The sequence below is a fragment of the Burkholderia sp. Ed8 genome (genome assembly GCF_040761425.1).
GTDB classification, from domain to species: Bacteria; Pseudomonadota; Gammaproteobacteria; order Burkholderiales; family Burkholderiaceae; genus Burkholderia; species Burkholderia seminalis.
Window position 1 is genome coordinate 190,695 of sequence record NZ_CP142885.1, and the last position, 20,425, is coordinate 211,119.

General features: G+C 58.1%; 19 protein-coding genes and 2 pseudogenes. All 21 read right to left on the reverse strand.

The genetic code is table 11. From position 1 onward, the window contains the following. Positions 1–76: 76 nt before the first annotated feature. Positions 77–1,636 (reverse strand): extracellular solute-binding protein, encoded by a 1,560-nt coding sequence (locus VXM69_RS00890; protein WP_367188807.1) that lies wholly within the window; start codon positions 1,634–1,636, stop codon positions 77–79. A gap of 103 nt (positions 1,637–1,739) precedes the next feature. Further along, positions 1,740–2,554: pseudogene (locus VXM69_RS00895) on the reverse strand (IS5 family transposase); the annotation flags it as partial. A 249-nt stretch (positions 2,555–2,803) separates the two neighbouring features. After that, positions 2,804–3,262, reverse strand: coding sequence for a hypothetical protein (locus VXM69_RS00900; RefSeq protein WP_367188808.1), 459 nt, complete (start codon positions 3,260–3,262; stop codon positions 2,804–2,806). A gap of 33 nt (positions 3,263–3,295) precedes the next feature. After that, positions 3,296–4,162 (reverse strand): tetratricopeptide repeat protein, encoded by an 867-nt coding sequence (locus tag VXM69_RS00905; RefSeq protein ID WP_367188809.1) that lies wholly within the window; start codon positions 4,160–4,162, stop codon positions 3,296–3,298. Beyond that, positions 4,107–4,924 (reverse strand): IS5 family transposase gene (locus VXM69_RS00910; protein WP_367188810.1). Its coding sequence is split into 2 segments (ribosomal slippage): positions 4,107–4,576 and positions 4,576–4,924, totalling 819 coding nucleotides; the frame shifts between segments, so codons are not numbered across the junction. Before VXM69_RS00910 ends, VXM69_RS00905 begins: the two co-directional genes overlap by 56 nt. Further along, positions 4,885–5,721, reverse strand: coding sequence for a tetratricopeptide repeat protein (locus VXM69_RS00915; RefSeq protein WP_367188811.1), 837 nt, complete (start codon positions 5,719–5,721; stop codon positions 4,885–4,887). The genes VXM69_RS00910 and VXM69_RS00915 overlap by 40 nt, the downstream gene beginning before the upstream one ends. Positions 5,722–5,790: 69 nt before the next feature. Beyond that, the gene (locus tag VXM69_RS00920) at positions 5,791–7,362 is read right to left on the reverse strand and encodes an IS66 family transposase (protein ID WP_367188812.1); all 1,572 of its coding nucleotides are present in this window, start codon (positions 7,360–7,362) and stop codon (positions 5,791–5,793) included. Positions 7,363–7,413: 51 nt separating this feature from the next. After that, positions 7,414–7,761 carry an IS66 family insertion sequence element accessory protein TnpB gene (gene tnpB, locus VXM69_RS00925; RefSeq protein ID WP_038785480.1) on the reverse strand — a complete coding sequence of 116 codons (348 nt, stop codon included), beginning with the start codon at positions 7,759–7,761 and terminating at the stop codon, positions 7,414–7,416. Further along, the gene (locus VXM69_RS00930; RefSeq protein ID WP_080298168.1) at positions 7,758–8,171 is read right to left on the reverse strand and encodes a transposase; all 414 of its coding nucleotides are present in this window, start codon (positions 8,169–8,171) and stop codon (positions 7,758–7,760) included. Before VXM69_RS00930 ends, tnpB begins: the two co-directional genes overlap by 4 nt. A gap of 117 nt (positions 8,172–8,288) precedes the next feature. Beyond that, positions 8,289–9,170, reverse strand: a complete 882-nt coding sequence (locus VXM69_RS00935) for a hypothetical protein (RefSeq protein WP_367188813.1) — start codon at positions 9,168–9,170, stop codon at positions 8,289–8,291. 438 nt (positions 9,171–9,608) lie between these two features. Next, a complete protein-coding gene (locus VXM69_RS00940) occupies positions 9,609–10,394 on the reverse strand; it encodes a DUF746 domain-containing protein (protein WP_367188814.1) in 786 nt (261 codons plus the stop codon). 187 nt (positions 10,395–10,581) lie between these two features. Continuing rightward, a pseudogene (locus VXM69_RS00945) lies at positions 10,582–11,049 on the reverse strand (DUF746 domain-containing protein); the annotation flags it as partial. Positions 11,050–11,117: 68 nt separating this feature from the next. After that, a complete protein-coding gene (locus VXM69_RS00950) occupies positions 11,118–11,792 on the reverse strand; it encodes a DUF799 domain-containing protein (protein ID WP_367188815.1) in 675 nt (224 codons plus the stop codon). Between the two features lie 10 nt (positions 11,793–11,802). After that, positions 11,803–12,171: a DUF4810 domain-containing protein gene (locus tag VXM69_RS00955; RefSeq protein ID WP_175905703.1), complete on the reverse strand. Its 369-nt coding sequence runs from the start codon at positions 12,169–12,171 to the stop codon at positions 11,803–11,805. Between the two features lie 45 nt (positions 12,172–12,216). After that, positions 12,217–12,894, reverse strand: coding sequence for a CsgG/HfaB family protein (locus VXM69_RS00960; RefSeq protein WP_124522299.1), 678 nt, complete (start codon positions 12,892–12,894; stop codon positions 12,217–12,219). Positions 12,895–13,633: 739 nt separating this feature from the next. Further along, positions 13,634–14,461, reverse strand: a complete 828-nt coding sequence (locus VXM69_RS00965; protein WP_367189210.1) for a peptidyl-prolyl cis-trans isomerase — start codon at positions 14,459–14,461, stop codon at positions 13,634–13,636. 168 nt (positions 14,462–14,629) lie between these two features. Next, positions 14,630–16,426 (reverse strand): ShlB/FhaC/HecB family hemolysin secretion/activation protein, encoded by a 1,797-nt coding sequence (locus VXM69_RS00970; protein ID WP_367188816.1) that lies wholly within the window; start codon positions 16,424–16,426, stop codon positions 14,630–14,632. A gap of 2 nt (positions 16,427–16,428) precedes the next feature. Next, the gene (locus VXM69_RS00975) at positions 16,429–16,575 is read right to left on the reverse strand and encodes a hypothetical protein (RefSeq protein WP_175905701.1); all 147 of its coding nucleotides are present in this window, start codon (positions 16,573–16,575) and stop codon (positions 16,429–16,431) included. Then, positions 16,572–19,073 (reverse strand): filamentous hemagglutinin N-terminal domain-containing protein, encoded by a 2,502-nt coding sequence (locus VXM69_RS00980; RefSeq protein WP_367188817.1) that lies wholly within the window; start codon positions 19,071–19,073, stop codon positions 16,572–16,574. The genes VXM69_RS00975 and VXM69_RS00980 overlap by 4 nt, the downstream gene beginning before the upstream one ends. Positions 19,074–19,090: 17 nt before the next feature. Further along, positions 19,091–19,843, reverse strand: a complete 753-nt coding sequence (locus VXM69_RS00985) for a hypothetical protein (RefSeq protein ID WP_367188818.1) — start codon at positions 19,841–19,843, stop codon at positions 19,091–19,093. A gap of 216 nt (positions 19,844–20,059) precedes the next feature. Continuing rightward, positions 20,060–20,425, reverse strand: coding sequence for a hypothetical protein (locus tag VXM69_RS00990; protein ID WP_367188819.1), 366 nt, complete (start codon positions 20,423–20,425; stop codon positions 20,060–20,062).

The window sequence follows — 20,425 nt, forward strand, 5'->3', positions numbered from 1 at the left end:
ACTAACTAGTTTCGATCCATTTCCAACGCGGCCTCTGCAGAAAGAACTTCAAGGAGCTCGAACATAGGTAAAATCGTTACTGATTCGTCGTTCGCCACCAAGTCTCGAGCACCCACGACTCCGGTCGATAATAGCGAGGCAATACGTCAGGGAACGCGAGCCCACTGCGATACACAACCCATTCGGAATCCTTGTAGCCAAACGGCACAATCAGCGTCTGATCCATCAAGAAGCGATCGAGCGAACGTGCCGATGAAACGAGCTCGCTACGCGTATCTGCTGTTACAACGCTGTCAATCAGCTTGTCAGCTGTTGACGAAGCTACACCACTGAGATTGTTCGATCCTCGCGTCTCAGCCGCACGACTGCCAAATCGATCGCGTAATTCCCGTCCTGGGTCATCTCCGGTTCGCATGGCCGTATTGATCATATCGAAATCAAACCGATCCAATTTGCTGTGATACACCTTACTATCAACGTCGTTCAACTGAACCGAGATACCGAGCTGAGCAAGATTGTGCGCGTACCATTTTATTCCCGGATTTCTTGTTGCAAATTCATCGATAAATTCAAAAGTAAAAGGCACGCCCGCAACGTTACGCAATAGACCATCTTGCATCGTCCAGCCAGCATCAGCCAGCAACTGGCGCGCCTCTTTCAAATGATCATCCCCACTGAAGCGAAGTCGCGTCGAACCCGCTCCATTGCTCTTACGAGCGGCAGGATCAGCCGCCAAATCGCTGTTTGCAAACCAGCTAGTTAATCTTCGAAACTTTCCCGCATACTCCCTCTGATTAAGAGACTCAAAATCGAATGCAACCGCGAGCGCTCGTCTAACCCGAACGTCCCGAAAAATTGGACGCCGAGTATTGAACATATACCCCTGCATGTAACCGTGGCTTCCATAAGGGAATTCACGCATGAACAATTTTTCGCTTTGCTGCGCATCCCCCTTGTAGGCGTTGAGCCAATTACCAACACTATACTCAACGTTGTAGTCCACCACTCCGACCTTTACTGCCTCAGCTAGCTGGTGGCGATCGGGATACAGGTGGTATTCGACCTGGTCAAAATTATACAGCCCGCGCAAAAATGGAATACCTCGCCCCCAGTAGTTTTTGTTTTTCTTGTAGGTGATATTCCTGCCGCCATCGCTTTGCTCAATCACATAAGGTCCACTTGCAATCGGTACCTTTAGCGTCCGCCTTCCATCGGGAGTGGCGCCCAACCATTTTGGCGAAAAGACTGGCATAGTGCCGACCCAAAGTGGCAGCTCTGAGTCCGATTTTCTGAATACAAATCGCACAGTTCGCGCGTCAATCGCCTCAACAGCCATGACATCTGCATAAACTTCTTGATAGGCTGGCGCAAACGCTCCACTCGCCAGCACTCGAAACGAATATTGAACATCGCTAGCCAGCACGGGATCCCCGTTCGAAAAGCGCGCATTGCGACGAATTCGAAACGTCGCAGATCGATGGTCCGGCGCAACTGACACATCATCGGCCAGTAGACCATATGCACTACTCTCCTCATCCAGGCTATACATCAGCAACGACTCAAACATCAACGCCAAAACTCCTGGAGCGGCGGCACCGTCCGTAGTGAACGGGTTGAATGTATCAAAGGTCGTCAATCTGTTTGGATTACCCAACCGAATCGTCCCGCCCTGCGGGGCGGCTGGATTGACATAGTCGAAATGCGAGAAATTTGGCGGATACTTTAAGAGGCCAGTTCAAAAACCCCTGCTCAGCTCGTCGGAAGATGTTCCAACAGATGAGCGAGCAGCCAAGTTTCAGGAATGCTTCGTGAATGTAGGCACGTCGCTCAAAGCGAGTGCGTAGGCGACGGAAATTGTGGAGCCAGGAATGCGTACGTTCGACCACCCAACGATACTTGCCCAGACCACTGCCATGCTCGGTCCGGCGCTTGGCGATCACCGGCTTGATACCGCGTTCGCGCAACGCGCGACGATGTCGGGTGCAATCGTAGCCGCGATCGGCGTAGACGACGCCGGGCTTCTGAAGCGGTCGGCCACGAACGCCGCGGATGGGTGGGATCGCATCAACAAGCGGCAGCAACTGCGTGACGTCGTTGGTGTTCGCGCCAGTCAGGATCGCAACGAGAGGAACGCCGTTGGCGTCTACGAGGATGTGGTGCTTGGAACCGGGTCGCGCGCGATCCGTGGGGTTCGGGCCAGTTTTTCGCCCGCCCCAACGGCGCGCACGGACGACGAATCGACCGCAGCGTATGACAGATCGATTTGGCCGGTCGCACGCAACTTGTCGAGCAGCAACTCGTGCAGTTGGTCCCATACACCAGCCTTTTGCCAGCCGCTCAATCGCCGCCAGCAAGTGGCGCCCGAGCCAAAGCCCAGACGAGTCGGCAAGTGGTTCCAACGAATTCCCGTTTTGAACACGAACAGGATACCGTTGAGCGCCGCACGATCGGACACGCGTGGACGACCAGGATCGCTCTTCGCGCGAAGCTTCGCAGGTGGCAGCAATGGTTCGATCAGTATCCACAGTTCGTCGTCAATGATTGGCGCTTCCATCCTTGGACTTCCCTTGTTCTGATGCCCAAGGTTAACAGCTTGCCGAGGAAGTAAACAACCCCTCTCCGGAGTTTTTGAACTGGCCTCTAAATCACCAAACCGCACGTAACCGTGAGCCGCATAGGCACATTGATGCGACACAGCACCGAGTCCGAATATCATCAGAAGAACCCGCGCTGCGCCCACAATTTTTGCTGCCCACCAAATGTTCTTCGCGCTAGAGCCACCCAATTCCATAGCGAAACCCGGTTACATTTCAGTTTTTGATTGAGAAATTGGCGAGCGGCCGCCACCCATCACAAAACGTTGCAGTTGATCCCAAGCCGCCAGATAGCGATGCTTGGGGATCGCTGCCAGTTGCTCGTCATGCACGACCAACACGCGCTCCACGTCAGCCAACTCATTCTCGTAAAGCGCCCACGCCTCACCGCATTCGGCACGCGCGATACAAGCGTCCAATACAGTCTCTGCTCGTCGATACAAGTCTGGCTCTGAGCCGGCAGTCGTCTCGCTCCGCAAGAAAAACGAAAGATAGACGACGCGCAGCAGGCAGATGACCTGGTCACAATCGCCACTTCCCGAGCGAGCCACGGCCAGCGCCATGTGATGCTCAAGCGACAACGATCGCACCTTCTCGGTCGACAACGGCAGCAACATCCCTTTGGTCAACGCCAGTCGACCACCACGTCGTGTCGCACTTCTTGCCATTCACGCTCCATCGCTTACCGAAATAACTCACCGTCAATCGCCAGGAGCAAACGGCGCATTGAGATTGAACTGCTTCGTTGCCATACTGCCGGGTTGTTCCGGCGAAACTACAACATCCTGATCAACTTGCCACCGGGCCGCAGCCGCGGCGCCACGTTCAATTTGATCGTGTGACAGCATGAACTTGATTCCGTCCAGATTCGATTTCGCACTCCCGTTTCCTTGCCTCGCCGCAACGCTCATCCAAGCATAACCGCGCACCGGATCTGCGGTCACTTTCCTGCCATTTACGTACGCGTCAGCCAGCCAGAACTGACCATCGGAATTTCCTGCACACGCGGCCATCGTGAGCCATCGCAGCCCCTGACTTTCATTTCGCTCAAAAGGTGGAGTACCCCACAAGTAAAAGCGCCCCAGCCAAGTCTGAGCGTCGGTATCGCCAGCCTCCGCGGCACGCAGCATCCAACCTTTCCCTGTCGCTCCATCCTTCGCAACACCACGCCCAGCGAGATAAAGGCGCCCCACCATGACCTGAGCCGGTGTGAAGCCAGCACGTGCCGCCTTTAGATACCATCCAAAAGCAGTCATCGCGTCCTTAGCGACGCCATTACCGTTGAGATACATCCAGCCAAGAGCATTCCAGCCTGAAGGAAGTCCAGCATCTGCAGCTTGTCGGTAAAAAGATGCGGCGCGTTCGCCATCTACTTTATGACCGCCTGTTCCGAGTGCATAGAGTGTTCCAAGATCTATCAATGCGCTCGAATCGCCAGTCTCCGCACCCTTGTGCAGCCAATCTTCGGCGAGCGCCGCATCAACAGGCACACCGAGGCCCTTAGAGGCCAGTTCAAAAACCCTGCTCAGCTCGTCGGAAGATGTTCCAACAGATGAGCGAGCAGCCAAGTTTCAGGAATGCTTCGTGAATGTAGGCACGTCGCTCAAAGCGAGTGCGTAGGCGACGGAAATTGTGGAGCCAGGAATGCGTACGTTCGACCACCCAACGATACTTGCCCAGACCACTGCCATGCTCGGTCCGGCGCTTGGCGATCACCGGCTTGATACCGCGTTCGCGCAACGCGCGACGATGTCGGGTGCAATCGTAGCCGCGATCGGCGTAGACGACGCCGGGCTTCTGAAGCGGTCGGCCACGAACGCCGCGGATGGGTGGGATCGCATCAACGAGCGGCAGCAACTGCGTGACGTCGTTGGTGTTCGCGCCAGTCAGGATCGCAACGAGAGGAACGCCGTTGGCGTCTACGAGGATGTGGTGCTTGGAACCGGGTCGCGCGCGATCCGGGGGGTTCGGGCCAGTTTTTCGCCCGCCCCAACGGCGCGTACGGACGACGAATCGACCGCAGCGTATGACAGATCGATTTGGCCGGTCGCACGCAACTTGTCGAGCAGCAACTCGTGCAGTTGGTCCCATACACCAGCCTTTTGCCAGCCGCTCAATCGCCGCCAGCAAGTGGCGCCCGAGCCAAAGCCCAGACGAGTCGGCAAGTGGTTCCAACGAATTCCCGTTTTGAACACGAACAGGATACCGTTGAGCGCCGCACGATCGGACACGCGCGGACGACCAGGATCGCTCTTCGCGCGAAGCTTCGCAGGTGGCAGCAATGGTTCGATCAGTATCCACAGTTCGTCGTCAATGATTGGCGCTTCCATCCTTGGACTTCCCTTGTTCTGATGCCCAAGGTTAACAGCTTGCCTAGGAAGTAAACAACCCCTCTCCGGAGTTTTTGAACTGGCCTCTTAGCATACAAACGACCTATCGCCGACAACGCCAACGCAAACTTCGAGTCCGCGGCCCGCTTGTACCATGCCATCGATCCGACGTAATCGATCGATACGCCGCGCCCCTTCTCGTAAGCGTTACCAATCGCAAACTCGGCAGCGGACAACTTCGTCTTCGCAGCTTCGCGATACAACGCCAGCGCACGCGATCCGTCCCGCGGAACGCCAATCCCGTTGTCATATAACGTACCTAACAAATAGACACCGAACTCGTTGTGCTGACCGGCAGACAATCTGATCCAGTGCACGGCCTGCTCAAGATCGCGGGGTACTCCAATTCCGGTAGTCAAAATCTGGCCAAGCTGCGCTTGCGCCTGGGCGTTACCCTGTTCAGCGTACTTGCGCAAAATTTGCGCTGCTTTGACATAGCTCTCGGGACGAGGATCGGTTGACAGTAACGTAGCAGCCAAGATCACCTGCGCGTCGCTATTTCCCGTCGCAGCGGCTTGCGCAACCAATTGCCGTCCTTTCGTCAAGTCGCGTGGCACACCAAGTCCGGCGATATACATCCATCCCAAGTCGGCCTTTGCGTGCGCATCTCCAGTCGCCGTGAGCCGTTGCAACTCAATGATGGCATCTTGATAACGGCCGGCTTTCACCGCCGATTCAGCATCCTTGACAAAAGCATGAACCGACATAGAACAACCGACGGTGCTGGCAAGCACCATCAGTTGCAAGGTTCGTAAGCGCCCGAGCAGTACCGTAGTGCAGGTTGTTGACTGCGGAGCTCTGCGACGCTATCGGATGGGGTCGACGCGAGCAGTAGGCGGCAGCGACGGCGCCACGTTCCACGGCAGCAGCTCGTCGACGCGGTTAGCCGGATAGTCGGCGATGCGCTCGAGCACGTAGGCGAGATACGCCTCGGGATCGAGGCCGTTTAAGCGCGCCGTGCCAATCAGGCTATACATCGCGGCGGCACGTTCGCCACCGGAGTCGGCGCCGGCGAACAGATAGTTCCGCCGTCCGAGAGCGACGGCTCGCAATGCTCGCTCGGCAATCAGGTTGTCGATCTCCGCACACCCATCGCTGCAGTAGTAGACGAGCGCTGGCCAGCGATTCAGCGCGTACCGAATCGCCTTGGTCGTGTCAGATTTTGCAGAGAGGTTGGCGAGCGTCGCTTCGAACCAACGCTTCATGTCGTCGAGCAGCGGCACCGCCCGCGCTTGGCGCACACTGCGCCGTTCGTCGGGCGGCTTGCCGCGGATCTGCTCTTCGATCTTGTAGAGCGCGCCGATCCGGCGCAGCGCCTCCTCCGTCACGGCGTTGGGGCGCACCGCATGCAGGTCGTGGATCTTCCGGCGCGCGTGAGCCATACATGCGGCTTCCTGGACGCGCCCGTCGAGATATAGCTCGGCATAGCCCGCGAACGCATCGGCCTGCAGCACACCAGTGAAGTCAGCGAGATGTCGCTGCGGATGCTCACCGCGGCGATCTGACGTGTAGGCGAACCAGGCCGCCGGCGGTTCGTCGGAGCCGCTCGGCCGATCATCGCGCACGTAGACCCAGAGACGTCCTGTCTTCGTTCGACCGTTGCCCGGCGCCAGCACCGGCAGCGGAGTGTCGTCCGCATGCACCTTACCGCAGGCCAGCGTGTAGCGGCGCACGGCGTCGACCAACGGTGCGAGCAGCGCCGTGATGCTGCCCATCCAGTAGCCCATCGCGCCGGGATCGATCTCGACGCCGTCACGCGCGTACATCACCGCCTGGCGGTGCAGCGGAAGGTGGTACGCGAACTTCGACACGGCGATGTGGGCGAGCAGCGCCGGACCCGGGATGCCCCGATCGATCGGGCGGCTCGGCGCCGCAGCCTGCACGATGCGATCGCAGCGCGCGCAGGCCAGCTTCGGGCGGCGATGACGGATCACACGGAAGTGCGCACGCACGTATTCGAGTTGCTCCGCGACGTCTTCGCCCAACGGCTTGAGCTGTCCACCGCAATCGGGGCAGTCATCATCGGCGGGCAGATGGACGCGCTCTTCGCGTTCAAGATGTTCGGGTAGCGGCTTGCGGCTCGGACCTTCGCGGCGCGGCCGCTTTGCCTCGGGAGCGGCTGCTACATCGGCGGCGCCTTCGTCGGCCTGCAGATCCTCCAGCCGCAATTCGAGCTGCTCGATCTGACGATCCAGCTTCTCCGATTTACGGCCGAACTGCATGCGGCGCAGTTTCGCGATCGTGAGCTTTAGGTGCTCGATCTCAAGTGAGCGCGACGAGAGTTGCTGCCGCAGCTCGGCGACCTGGGCGTCGCGCTCACGCAGCAACGCTTTCAAAGCGTCGATGTCGTCGGGCAGCGCGGTCGAGGTCGATTCCATGAGGACAGTTTACGACTGCCCATGATCACGCGAGCACCAGTTAACAATGGTTTACAGCGCGCTGCGTGGGCGCGCGGCTTCGACCGGCTGCCGCCAATCGAAACCCTCGAGCAAGAGCGACAGTTGGGCGGTTGTGAGCGCGACCACGCCGGCGTCAGCACGCGGCCACGCAAAACGCCCCTTCTCGAGCCGCTTCGCCAATAAACATAGCCCGCCGTCGCTCCAATACAAGCACTTCAGCAGGTCACCGCGCTTGCCCCGGAACACGAACACGTGTCCAGAGAACGGATCTTTCTCCAGCACCGTCTGTACCTTCGCGGCCAACGAATTGAAGCCGCATCGCATATCGGTGACGCCCGCCGCGATCCAGATCCGCGTGTTTTGAGGCAGACCGATCATCGTAAAATGCGATCGAGAACAGAACGCAGCACGTCCGGGTCTGGCGCGCCTTCGATGCGAATCGACGTCTTGCCATGCTGGATCTGGATCGAGCCGGACGGTATGTTGTCGGTCGCAGTCGGCACCTCGAGCGCCATCGACGGCTGAGACGGTTCGTTGACGACAACCGGCAGCATTGCGTCTGGAATCGCATCGTCCGTTAGCAGGCCTTGCGCATGGAGGCGACGCCATGCCCACACCTGATTGGCATTGATGCCGTTCTCGCGAGCAACACGGGCGACCGATGCGCCGGGCTCGAATGTCAGCGCGACGATGGTCCGCTTCCATTCCGTGGGATGTCGGCGAGTTTGCCGTTTCGGCGGGATCTCGACTGTCTGAGTCACTCTGTCCACAACTCCTATCGTGGACACGACTGGTCATTCGTGTCCTTCACAGGACATCATGGCACTCGTCACCGAGCGTTCACAGACGGTACTGGTCTCGTGCTTACCAAGGTTCTAATAATTGATCTATTCCGAATCATGATGTCAATCAATTGCCCAGCGATCTGAACGCGCGTTTCGTTTAACTGGTCGAAATATCGAAATCAATGTGTTACCCAAGAGCAGCAAGCACCCTACCCACATCGTTGCCCCGGCCCATGGCAACGAATACTCCGCGTAGCCGGGACCGAGTGTACCCACTAGTGCTCGACTATATGGAACGTAGCCTAGCAGCGCAAAAAATGCAGACAGTCCTGACACGACCATGAATAACCCGACACACCATTGCCGCGTGCCCTTGCGAGTCGCCAGAACGGCAATGAACAGAACAAGTGGCATCGCAAGAACGACCAACAAGCGTTGCGGGCCGTTCGTAATATCAGCCAACCACCCTTTGTTGGTAAGCTGCACAAAGAACACCGCGTAGAAATAAGCTGCCGCAAAGGCCCATAGTGCCGCAGCAATGGTGCCACGCTTCGTCGCGTCTCTATCGCGCGCCAGCGCCGCACCATCGTTTAGATACCTCTGGGTACTGCGACCGTATAGCAGCAACAACACTAACAACGGCAGAATGGCACCGCTAAACGCAAGCGGCAACGGCGCCAATACGAATATCGTGAGCTCCCAGACGATCGCTCCGCACATATACAAGCTGCGCCCTGCCCGATGCCCCATCGAGAGCAGAACAACTGAAATCAGGGATACCGTCGACCACACAATCGTTATCGACCACAGAGCGATACATGACGACGAATAAAACGTCGAGCCCCAATCACTGTAGCTATGCAATAACCACGTGATAAAGTGGATCATCGCAAAGCCTGACTGCAGCGAGACGAAGCAGACTACGATCCAGACTGCCGTATACTGCGCTCTTGCTTGCTGATGATCCTGAGGAAACTCAGCTTCCGTTCGTTGGTCCTTCATTCTTTTTCCTCGCGTAGTCGTAGCCCTGCCAAAAGCTACGTCGCACGCCACTCACAATCGAAGACTATTTTTTGCACCACGCGCGTCGGATCAATCACGCCGCTACTTGTCTTCTTCGCCAGAGTAAGCAAACTCATGCCAGCGTCGGGCCTTCTTTGACGTCGGTCCCAAGCGCCCTGGCGGGAATCGCATGTTCATGAATTTCGCTCGGCCTCGTTGATCGATCTCCGGGCTGCCGCTGCTTTGCTTCAGCACAACATCCTGAACTCGCCCCTCGTCATCAAGTAGCACCCGAAAAACCGCTTTCCGCGGTTCGCCGCTTGATACGTGTGCCTTATCGAGCAATCTGTCTAGAAGCCCCATTACGTCCCTCGGCTAATCCAATTTTCCCGGAAAACCACGGCGTCGAAATATCTCGCACACATCCTACCGGTCGGCCTACGACACGCCCCCACGATCGACTGGCGACAACCACGTTCGACTATGACGTGCACAACTGCCACATTTGAATTTGTACTGGTGCTCTCCATTCGCCGTCGGCGGTCGATTCGTCGGCCCCAGCAGTCGGATCGGCCCAGTATGCCCGCATTTTTCGCACGTCCGTGCAATCTGCTCCCGGCCAACGCCCAGCCTCACCCGCGCTTCCATGCCCCCACTCGGATCGAGCACCAGCAACCATTGACGCAAGCCATGCACCCACCGATTGACGACCGCTGAATCAACGCCGAGCTCAATGGCAGCAGCCTTACCGGTCTCCCGCCATCCCAGCATCCGCGCCAGTTGCAAAGAATGCTTGCGCATATGAGGACCATTCAACGGGGTGTTCGATATTCGCGTGAAATAAGACAAACATGCGCGACACCGGAAGCCGGGCAGTCCATTCGGCCGTCGCTGCGGATGATATTCCGTGTGTTCGCTGCCACACCACGGACATTGCGGTGACTCCGTACTCTGACTCAATACCGTCTCGATCCGCTCCAGCAAAAACGCTGACAGCACCGCATCCTCGACTCGCTCGACGGGTCCGGGAGCCAGCCAGCGTTCCGGCAATTCGCGTTCGCTCCACAGTATGCGATCCCGCACCTTCGCTTCGAGCGCCGCATCACTGACGCTCGCCACACGTGCCACGACCGGCACGAGCATCTTTGGATGCACCTTGCGACGCACTCGAATTGCCGTGTCGATCGCATCGTGCATCACTTCGCCTTCGACGCCTTCCCCCATCCTGCAACACATCCAGGAGCCGGCTACGCCCGCACTTCGGGCAGCGGATACGCCGCCGCCGCTGAGGATCGAATCCGCCCGACAGGAACCCGCCCTCGAATCCGCACTTCGTACAACGTGCGCGCGGTGCAACTCGCACGCCAAGTCGAACACGAGCCTCCCATCGCCCCGACGGATCGAGTTCCAATAGAAAGCGCCGAAACGCCAACAACCACGACAGTACAGCCTTTTGTGTGCGACCCAGCCGTTCACCCGCCTGCATCATCGACATCTGCCGCGACAGCAGCGGAATCATTTCTGTGCCCTTTCCCAGATTCTGGAGACCTGCAAACGGCGTACCGGTCAAACGATTGAAGCTCTTCTTGCACGTATGACAAAAATAGGTCGGCAGCTTGCTCTTGCCAGAAGGGCGCTCGGCCCGAATGCGTAGCCCGTCACAATGCGGGCATCGTGGTACGGGCGTCGGCGACCGATGAATCAGGTCGTACCACGCCCGCATCAGGTAATCCGTCAGATCTACGTCTTCGGTTTCGGCGTCATCGACGGGCTCTTTTGCCGTGATCGCGCCAACCGTGGCATCGAAGCGTCGGACCGCCGGGGTCTCACGATTTTCCCGGCCGACGCTAAGCCGAGCAGGTTCATCAATTCTGGGCATAGTTACGCTGCCTTCAATCTGCTACAACGACTCCATGTGCTGTTGCGCCGGCACGGATCAAAACAAGCTCAATCAGTTCCGAACTTCGACGATCTCGGACCATACAGCAATCCCTTCGGAGGCCCGGCCGACAGCAAGCGGTTGCTCGTCAGCGCAGCAACGTCATGGCCTTCGTCCGACAGCGAATGCGCAACCTGCTTGACCGCTGCCTGCACAAGCACGCCGACAATCCCGAATGCGCCCACGCTGACGTTATTGCCGATCTCCTTGCCAGTCGCCCGACCTTCGCCCTGCCAGAGCACATCGCCTGTCTTCAAATCGACGAGCTTCGCCGACGCCGCAACTATTGTTGTGCTGTCGATGATCTGATAAACCGATCCATAATGCGTCACTTTGGAATACAGGACAGCATCCGCACCAAAGATCTCGCGCAATTTCGTCGGCGACGTGCCTTGGATCTCGGCCGCATTCGTCAGGCCGTTCTGTTTGAAGGTCTCGTCCATCACTGCAACCGGCACGACGTAGTATCCGGCCTCGGCGAGCGGCTGCGTCATCTGCGACAACATTCCGTAGGTCGCAGTGACATCGTTGGTCTCGTTCACTGGCGGCAGCACGAGAATCGAGCGCGGCTGGCTCTTCTTGAAAGCCGTATAGTCGGGACGCGTGACCGACTGTGCACACGCACTCAACAGCACGGCGATCGACAGCACGGACAGCAGCTTGAATGAAAGTGTTTTGAACATGGCGGGTACGTTACTGTTTGGCAGTTTTTTGTTGCGCGGGCTTCTTCATCAGGAAGTCCATGTAGCCTGCTGATTCCGGGAACAAATCCTTTTCAGCCTGGAACTCCTGCACGGCCTGCTGCCCGTTACCAACGCTGGCGTATAGCATCCCGAGATGTGCGTGAAAACCCGGCGGCGGCTTGTTGCCCTTCGCGCGAATCTCCTGGAGTGCCTTCTCAAGTGCGTCGATCTGCTCTTGCGGCGACGTCTTGCCCTTGAAGTATTCATACACCTGCGGCTGATAACCGTTCCACTGATAAAGCGGCGGCGTGGTCGGCGCCGCGCAACCAGCAAGCAGCAAGGCGGTCGCAATCACCGACAGCCCAATACCGCGTTTCATAGTTCTTCCTTATTTTGACGTTTGAATCAATGAACTCCGCGGCGCTTACTGCGCCGTCTTGAGCGAGCCTGCGTCGACCTGTTCAACAAGGTGATTGACTGCTTCCTGAATCGCGAGGTCAAGCACCTTGCCGTTCAGTGTCGAGTCATAGCTCGCGGTGCCGCCGAAGCCAATGATCTCGCGGTTCGACAGACTGTATTCGCCCGCACCCTGGCTCGATGCGATAACCTCCGACGTCGTCGTATCGACGATGTTGAGGTTGACCTTCGCATAGGCGACCTGCGTCTTGCCGTGGCCGAGGATGCCGAACAACTGCTGATCGCCCACGTCCTTGCGGCCGAACTCCGTCACGTCGCCCGTCACCACATAGTTCGCGCCCTTCACAGCCTGCGCCTTCTTCATAAACCCGGCCTCCTGCTTGATCTCGTCGAGGTTCTCGCGATCAAGCACGTTGAAGCGCCGGCTCTGCTGAAGTCGCGTGACGAGAATCGTCTTCGCCTGGCCGCCGAGTCGGTCGATACCGTCGGAGAAGATGCCGCGCATATAGCTCGAACGGTTATCGAACTTGCCGACTGCAATCGCGACCGGCTTGCCGGCATATGGCTTCTGCGCGCTGCTGACGGGTGGCACGTCGAGCGTACGCGACGACTCGGTCGCGCAACCGCTCAACCCAAGAACAGCGGCAGCCGCCACTACCGAAGCAAAACATTTGGATCTTTGCATTTGAATCTCTCCCTTTTCAAGAACCTGCGAATGTGTTTTCAGTCGCGTGCGCATATGCCAAAACGAGTACCGTTACACCATTGACCGAGTAACTGCCTTCATTCGGCGGCCAGTGCCACTGTCCGCTTTCACTTTCCGACGAGCGACCTTAGCCTTATAAGGCGGGGGCGAAGTTGCTTGTGATTTCCTCGGCACGCTGGCTCCTCCGCCGTCGCGCGCAAAAGCAGCGATCGGATCTGACGAGAGTTGACCCGGTATGCGACCTTGTTTATCGCGACGAGGCGACGAAGCTACATTCGCCTTCTTTGGTGTTTTAGCGGGCGTCTTGCTGCTCGTGCTCTTCTGCGCTGCCGCCAGACTCTTCAGCTCGCCGGGACTCACCCACGCCTCGCGATACTCAGCAAACGCCGTCGTAGCCGACAGCACCAACAGACTTCCGATTACCGCCATTCGCGTACGCGTCATTTGGCAACGACCATGGTGTCTTGTTGGGTCAAGCGGCACCTTGGACACAGCATGCTCGCGGATTCGCCGTACAGCACATATGTTCCTTGTCGTTCGAAATAATGTCCACGAGCACAGACAAATTCACAATGGGCTGCATAGCCCGACCAAATACTCGCCGTGGTGGGCCAACCGAATGACTCCGCTGCGGCCTTCAACCGCGCCAATTGACGCGGTATTTGCACCTTGTCATTCTTCTCGGGATTTTCTACATCCTCTTCCACTGCCGCATTCCTCACTGCTGAATCTTCGCGTCTTTCATCAAACCGCCGACAAAGTCGGCCGTGGCCTTCTCCAGCGCGAGCACCTGCAATTGCTGCTGGATCGTTGCCTTCGCCGTGTCGAACGACGGCACCTGGGTGGGCCGCTTCGCATCAACCTTGACGATCGCACGCGGTCCGTTAACGTCATTACCCAACGGAATCGACTCCGGCGTCACACCGCCAACCGGCAATTGCGTGATCGCCTGCGCGACAGCGAGCGGCAAGCCCTGTGTCTTCCCTTCTGTCACGGGTGTCTTGAAACTTACCCACGGTAGTTCGCCACCGGCCGCGGCCGTCGGCGCCTGACTGTATTGACGTGCCAGCGCTTCGAATGACTGGCCGGACTTCAGTTGCGCCAGCACGGTCGCGGCCGTCGCCGCATCCTTCGTTACGATGATGCGCGGCTTGGTTTCATCCTTGCCGAGCGATGCGACGATTTCTTCATAACGCGCCTTGACCTGCGCATCGGTCACCGGCGCAGGCTTGATGTTGTCCTTAAGATACAGTTGGACTTCGGCGTTGGACTTTGCCACTTGCGCAGCAGCCTGCACCTCCGGCTTGCTTCCGTAGTTCGCCCTCTCGGCGGCCTGCTGGATCAGCACCCGTGCAATGAGCTGATTCTTGATCGCCTGCCGGAGTTGAGGCGTATCAGGCTGCTTCGAAGCCTGGAGCACTGCGTTGACTTCAGCATCGGTGATCGGCGTACCGTTGACGGTGGTGTCCGCGTGAGCCGGCACCGACAGTTGCCACGCGAGCGCCGTGGCGATCAGGATTCGAGTTGAGATACGTTGCATGTTCATCTTCGACAAAGAATAAAAAGTGCGCGGCAGTGGTATTCGCCGCGCAAAGCGCCCAGGCTATAACGGGACCTGGGCACGGCCAAATAAAAAGCGCGTGGCACCCACGAGCACCACGCTAATGCATCTCGACCGGGGGGACAGTCAAGACACGAGGAAACATATCGCGCGCTAATACCACCAATTGGCAGTTCCAAGAACCAGCGTCGCTTTAGAGCCAAGCGCCGCGGGCTGAGCCAATGCGCGGCCGACCAGCAACTCGCCGGACAACAGTTGTTTGCCCCACTGCCACTGGACCCGAACTCCCGCGCCTGCACCCGCTAGTGTCGGGAATCCTGGCACCGCGATCAGGTTTGCCTTGCCGGCATCGATGAACACGTACGGTTCGATACGGCCGTTCTTCCATGCCGGCGCATTCACCCACGCGAGCTCGTTGCGCGAGTACAAGCCCCGGTCACCGGCGATCTCGCCCGACCGAAAACCACGAATCGTGTCCATCCCGCCCAAATACAGTTGCTCAGAACCGTAAAGCGCCGCATTCGTGAATTGGCCGCTCAGCACACCTCGGTACGCGAGCATTGCACGACCGAGCTTCGGCAGAGGCAGAGTGAAGGCGGCAGTCGCATCGACTTTGGTGAACTGACTGTGAGCGTCTTCGCGGGTAATGCCATGCTGGTCATGGCTCGCACCCAGCCAAGGCAGGCCCTGCGATAACCCAGCATTGAGCGTGAAGTTTCCTTGCGAGTCGTTCATCACGAACTTGTGCAGCCAGTTTCCGCCGAGACGGAATACCGCAAGGCGCTGCGGATCGAGATCGATCCCGTTGACTTCCCGATCGGTGCGCCGCCATGACAACGTCGCATCAACACTCGTGATGTCGCTGACGCTTCGGCTCACGAGGTAATTCCAACCAAAGATGTGGGACAGCGTTCGGCCATATTCCAGCGCTGTCGTGCCGATCACCTGCTGGTACTCCGAATCGGAGATCGTGTAGCTGAACGTATTGCGACCAAACGGCACCGCGAACGATCCTACCAGTGCGTTACTGTCCTCACTGTCAAGGAAGTTCAGGCTCAGCGATTCCTGCAGGCCGAGCAGGTTGTCAGCTTCAACGCCGGCGCGATAGCGCGTCACGCCCGTAGCCGAACTGCCGTAGTTGTCCACGCCGAGGTTGTAGTACAGACGATCGCCCGACTTGTTGGTGACGTCGACAACCGACTCACCTGCATTCTGACCCGGCAGGATCTGTACGGTCGCCTGATTGCGGCGCATGCGGTTGATTTGCGCGACGCCTTGGTCGATGTCGGACAAGCGCAGCGGGTCACCTGACGAGGCTGGAAATACGTTCTCATAGCCTGCATCGGTGAACCAGCCTCCACCAGACGACGCCTCGTTCGTTTTGAGCCGGTGAATTGGCTTTCCGTTGATGGTGTACGCCTCGATCAAGCCCACCTGAATCGTGACTTTAAGCGTGCCCGTACTCAGGTTCTGCGGACCAAGCAATGCGCGCGTCGTGACGAATCCTCGTTCAACGAACACATCCGTCAATCGCTTCAACAGCACGTTGATGCGGTGCGAGCCCAGATCTTGCCCGGCGAACGGCGCTACGACAGCATCGAGCCGCTCGCTCGAGATTCCAGCGGGTACATCGAACGGCTGACCACCCGGCGTCAGCAGGACGACCTGCTTCACCGCGAAGGTCGGACCTGATTCGTTGATTGTACTGATCGGCGTATCGGACGGATAGTCGAGCGTCACATCCGACGCAGGTGGCGCAACCGTGATTGAGGCCGGCGGCTGTTCGAGCTGGCGTTGCCGAGCCTGCTCGCGCTGCTGCTCGATAATCAGCTGCGCCGGGTCTTGAACCGGCCGACCAGCCGGCGCAGGCGACGTCTGAGCGAAAACAGGCGTATGCATCACCGCGACAGCCGGGAGCGCACCCAGCCACCGCTTGAACGAAACTCGCATGGTCACTCCTGGCTGACGTGGTGATGCGCGCCAGCCGGCGCGACGGTTTGAATGGATGGTGGCGGTGCTGTCACCAGGACGATCACAAGCGTCGCCAGCAGCGCAGCAGACATCGAGAACAGCACGATCAGTGCAGCACGGTTCTTCATCGCCACCACCACGTCGTCAGGCCCAGGTGCTGGTCGATCTGCACCGGAGTACGCGAAGGCGCGCGCACAGTCGTGATACCACCAGCCGCCGTGACGCCCGTCCCGCCACTGAACGAACCGCCGTCGATCACGCCATCGCCCGTCAGCGTCACGCTGCCGTTTGCCGTAAAGCCGCCACCGACGTCCATTGCGATGATCTGGGCCCACGTACTCCCGAAGAACGCCTTGAAGCCACGGTGCTGGTTGATTGCCGAGTAGCCGGTAACGCCCTGCGCGTAGGTAATCGGCGAGTCGACCTTGATGTCACCCGTCGCGAATACGTTGCCGCCGATGTTGCGGGCAACACTGCCCGCCTTGATATTGATGTTGCCGCCCGCCTGGATCGTTCCGCCGTACGGCGTCACATTGCTCGACGCATCCGCGTGGCAGAAAATCCAGCAACTACGCGTGTAGCTCGCCTGCCCCGAGAACACGGCTGCGTTCGTGAACGCGTTCTGCGCCGTGATCTTTACGTCGGAATCATTCGACTGGACGATGCCGCCCGAGTTGCTGAAATTGCGTGCGTTGATCGTGACCGGGCCGTGTGTGGCCGCGATGAAGGCGAGTTGACCAGGTCGGCTGACAGTGCCGTAATCGACATTGAAGCCGCTCGTGGTGTGCGTGAAGAACAGAAAGCTGCCCCCACGATCCGAATAGGCGGTAGGCTGGCCGACATTGGTCCCGCCCGTGTGGTCGATCAGGTTTTGCACATCTCCGGCCGCATTCAGCTCGATCGCCCCGTTCGACAGAAAACGGGCGTTGTCGTTGATGATGTTGCCGCCGGCGGTCAGCTTGGTATTGCCCTTCGCAGCGAAGACAATGCCAAGGTTACTTGCGGTGGAACGGTTCGTGATGTCGCCAGCAGCGTTAAGCGTGATGTCGCCACCAGTCGCTGAACCATCGCTCGCGACCGTACCCGCCTGGATCATGCTGCCCGTATTGGCGATGGCACCCTTGCTGGTAACCGTAACCGCGTTACCCGCGCTCAGCGTTACCGGGCCTGATACGTCCTCGGACAAGGCTACGCTGCCCGCCTGAACGGTAGCATCGTGCCCAGCGCCCAACTGCGCACCTTGAATCGACAGCGCGCCAGGTGTCGTGATCGACATGTCGCCGCCGGACTTTATCGAGCCATCCGTGATCGCTACGTCGCTACCCGCAATCAGGGAAGTGGTACCGTTCGCTTGAACACGCGCATTGCCGTTCGTGATGCCGCCACCAGCATCCAGCGTGACATTGCCGTTATCTGCAACGACGACTGCGGTGTTGCTTGCGGTTGAGCGATTCTTGATGTCGCCACCTGCCTTCAGAACAACATTCCCGCCGCTCGTCGTACCATCGCTGTCCGTACCAGCCTGAATCTGGCTACCGGTGTTGGAAATCGCCCCGCTACTCGTCAGGCTGACCGTGTTGCCTGCACTCACGAACGAACGACCCAAGGCGTCGTCCGACAGCGTGATGCTGCCGGCTTGAACGGTCGTGTTGTTTGCGGCGCTCACTTGCGCCCCTTGCAGTGTGACCGCGCCCGGCGTCGTTATCGACACATCACGCTCAGCTTTGACCGAGCCATCTGCAACCGTCACATCGCCAGTCGACGTCAATACGACGTCGCCTGCGCTCGCATAAATCTTGCCGAGGCTACGCACGCCCGCACCCTGGTCCGTGACGATCAGTTGCACACGACCGGCCGTCAGGCCGCCTGCCGCCGTAATATCGACTGCGACCGCGTTGCTCTTCGTGCCCGGCGTCGTGGTATTGATCAGCCAGTCGTGTCCGTTATCAGACGGCGAAAAGCTCGTGTCGTAGGTGGTCGTGCTGTCGCCGACAATCGCACGGATACCGCTCGTCGAGCTTGTGAAACCGTTCGTGACTGAACCGTTGATGCTCAACTGCTTGGCGATCAGGTCGAGGTTGACCAGTGTGCCGGACAAGCCACCGGGGCCGATCGTGATTGCGCCCCGGTCGGTCGTCAACACCACGTTGCGTTGCACGACACCAGGCGCGATCGTAATGTCGTTGAAACTCACCTGCCCGGTCGACAGCACGACGTGGCCCGTGTTCGTGAAGCTACCGCCGTCGACCGTGACACCGTTTGGGTTCGCCAGGATCACGTTCGCGCGCGGGCCAAGGACGTTGACATTGCCCTGGATCAATGATGGATTCGTGCTCGTGACCTGGTTGACGATCGTGCGAGCATTGATGCCGACGTTGTTCAAATCGGCACCAGCTTTCGAGACGTTGAACGACGAGTAGGTGTTGTTCGAGACGCCGCCGACTGAAGGAGCAATATTGACGGTTTGGCGGCCACCCACGCCCACCGAAACAGACGTCGCTGTACCGCCATCAGGAACGATGGTCCCGGCAAATACGGCATTCTGCCAAGCCGGAGATGACATCATTAGGAGTATTGATAGATGCTTAGCGCGCACGAATCGCCCAATTTCGTTGACTTTCTTCATGTCATTGCAGCCTTTTCTTACTTCTTGCTTTCACTGGCCGATTGAGATATTCCTCGGCCGGTCAGTAGCGCAGTGCGGAACTGTGGCACGAAGCTCATGAGCGCCTCATCAATCCCCTTGATGGCACTGGGCAGGTCTTTCACCAGATCGGCATAGAAGGGATAGACATATGGACCATTCTCCTTGGCATCTGATGCGAAGTTAGAGCCCGTATTTTTATTAACGCCCCCACTTCCGGAGGTCGGACTTAGATGACTAGGAGTCGGAAAAAATATATTTTGCGAAAAAATTGGCTCAAACGTCTTTGTCGAAAAAATTCGAATTTGGCTATTAACGGATCGAACATATGGCCACCCCAATCCATTTGCGCCATAGCCCGTGTTAGCCGGCGCAATTAGAATTGCGTCCGCCCCCGTATAGGCCTCACCTTTCAACGTCGGATGGAGCCAATCCCCTGAAATTTTTGGCATGTCGGGCTGGCCAAGATCGATTTCCTTCACTTGGTAGCCTTGCGCTCGTAGCTCGACCTCCAGTGCCTCGATGTACTTACGGTTGAGTCCGGTATCGCCGAGCTCACTCTTGACGAGATCGTTGAAGTCCTTGTTGGTGCGAGTCGATACGGCCGCCGTCCCTCCGGCGATTGCCCCGCCGACAGCCGCAGCCAACAGATCCACGCCTGGAATCGGAACGATTATTGGACCGCCCGCCATAACAGCAAAATACACTGTTGGTCTAGACACATCGACCGCAATCGTCTTGATCGACGTCATTTTCTGCGCATCGAATTCGTATTGAGGTTTCGATGCGCATGCGCCCACCAAAGTCACAACACAAACAACCGCAATTCTATCAATTGCCCTCATATCCACCGCCGCGCAAAAAAGACTCCCAATTACGATAGATACCACTCCACATCAGACGGCAACGCTGCCGCTATTTCGTGACTCTCCCACACAGCGACCGGAAGGATGATCCTCATTTCTTAATCACTCCCCCGCATTCACCCAATCTGCTATGTCATCTACGATATGTTTAAGCCACGCCCAGAAATCAGGAAATTCTTGACATAGTTCGTAGCCGCTCCCCGTCCATCCGTGGATCAGCGCAATGCTCTGAACAGAGTCGTCTGCCGCAACTACGAAGCAAGCGAGATCATCGCAGTCCTGTCGCTTTGCAAATGCGAGCAATCGTTTATCTGTAACGCCGGGCCAACGATCCGACGCCCAAAAACATTGCTCCAACGGCAAGTAGTGCCACGGCTGCAACTGCGTAAACGGCTCATACCCGACCAGTGCCTTTTCAAGCAACCATTTGTAGCCAGAGGGCACTGCCAGTCCTGACAAAATATTCAC

Excerpts from the sequence above, each read along its gene's own strand:
- VXM69_RS00975 (WP_175905701.1), bottom strand. The coding sequence starts at position 16,575 with ATGAAGAACCGTGCTGCACTGATCGTGCTGTTCTCGATGTCTGCTGCG.
- tnpB (WP_038785480.1), bottom strand. The coding sequence starts at position 7,761 with ATGATCGGTCTGCCTCAAAACACGCGGATCTGGATCGCGGCGGGCGTC.
- VXM69_RS00955 (WP_175905703.1), bottom strand. The coding sequence starts at position 12,171 with ATGAAACGCGGTATTGGGCTGTCGGTGATTGCGACCGCCTTGCTGCTT.
- VXM69_RS00980 (WP_367188817.1), bottom strand. The coding sequence starts at position 19,073 with ATGAAGAAAGTCAACGAAATTGGGCGATTCGTGCGCGCTAAGCATCTA.
- VXM69_RS00940 (WP_367188814.1), bottom strand. The coding sequence starts at position 10,394 with ATGGGGGAAGGCGTCGAAGGCGAAGTGATGCACGATGCGATCGACACG.
- VXM69_RS00965 (WP_367189210.1), bottom strand. The coding sequence starts at position 14,461 with ATGAACATGCAACGTATCTCAACTCGAATCCTGATCGCCACGGCGCTC.
- VXM69_RS00920 (WP_367188812.1), bottom strand. The coding sequence starts at position 7,362 with ATGGAATCGACCTCGACCGCGCTGCCCGACGACATCGACGCTTTGAAA.
- VXM69_RS00900 (WP_367188808.1), bottom strand. The coding sequence starts at position 3,262 with ATGGCAAGAAGTGCGACACGACGTGGTGGTCGACTGGCGTTGACCAAA.
- VXM69_RS00970 (WP_367188816.1), bottom strand. The coding sequence starts at position 16,426 with ATGCGAGTTTCGTTCAAGCGGTGGCTGGGTGCGCTCCCGGCTGTCGCG.
- VXM69_RS00915 (WP_367188811.1), bottom strand. The coding sequence starts at position 5,721 with ATGGTGCTTGCCAGCACCGTCGGTTGTTCTATGTCGGTTCATGCTTTT.
- VXM69_RS00935 (WP_367188813.1), bottom strand. The coding sequence starts at position 9,170 with ATGAAGGACCAACGAACGGAAGCTGAGTTTCCTCAGGATCATCAGCAA.
- VXM69_RS00985 (WP_367188818.1), bottom strand. The coding sequence starts at position 19,843 with ATGACGTCGATCAAGACGATTGCGGTCGATGTGTCTAGACCAACAGTG.
- VXM69_RS00960 (WP_124522299.1), bottom strand. The coding sequence starts at position 12,894 with ATGCAAAGATCCAAATGTTTTGCTTCGGTAGTGGCGGCTGCCGCTGTT.
- VXM69_RS00950 (WP_367188815.1), bottom strand. The coding sequence starts at position 11,792 with ATGTTCAAAACACTTTCATTCAAGCTGCTGTCCGTGCTGTCGATCGCC.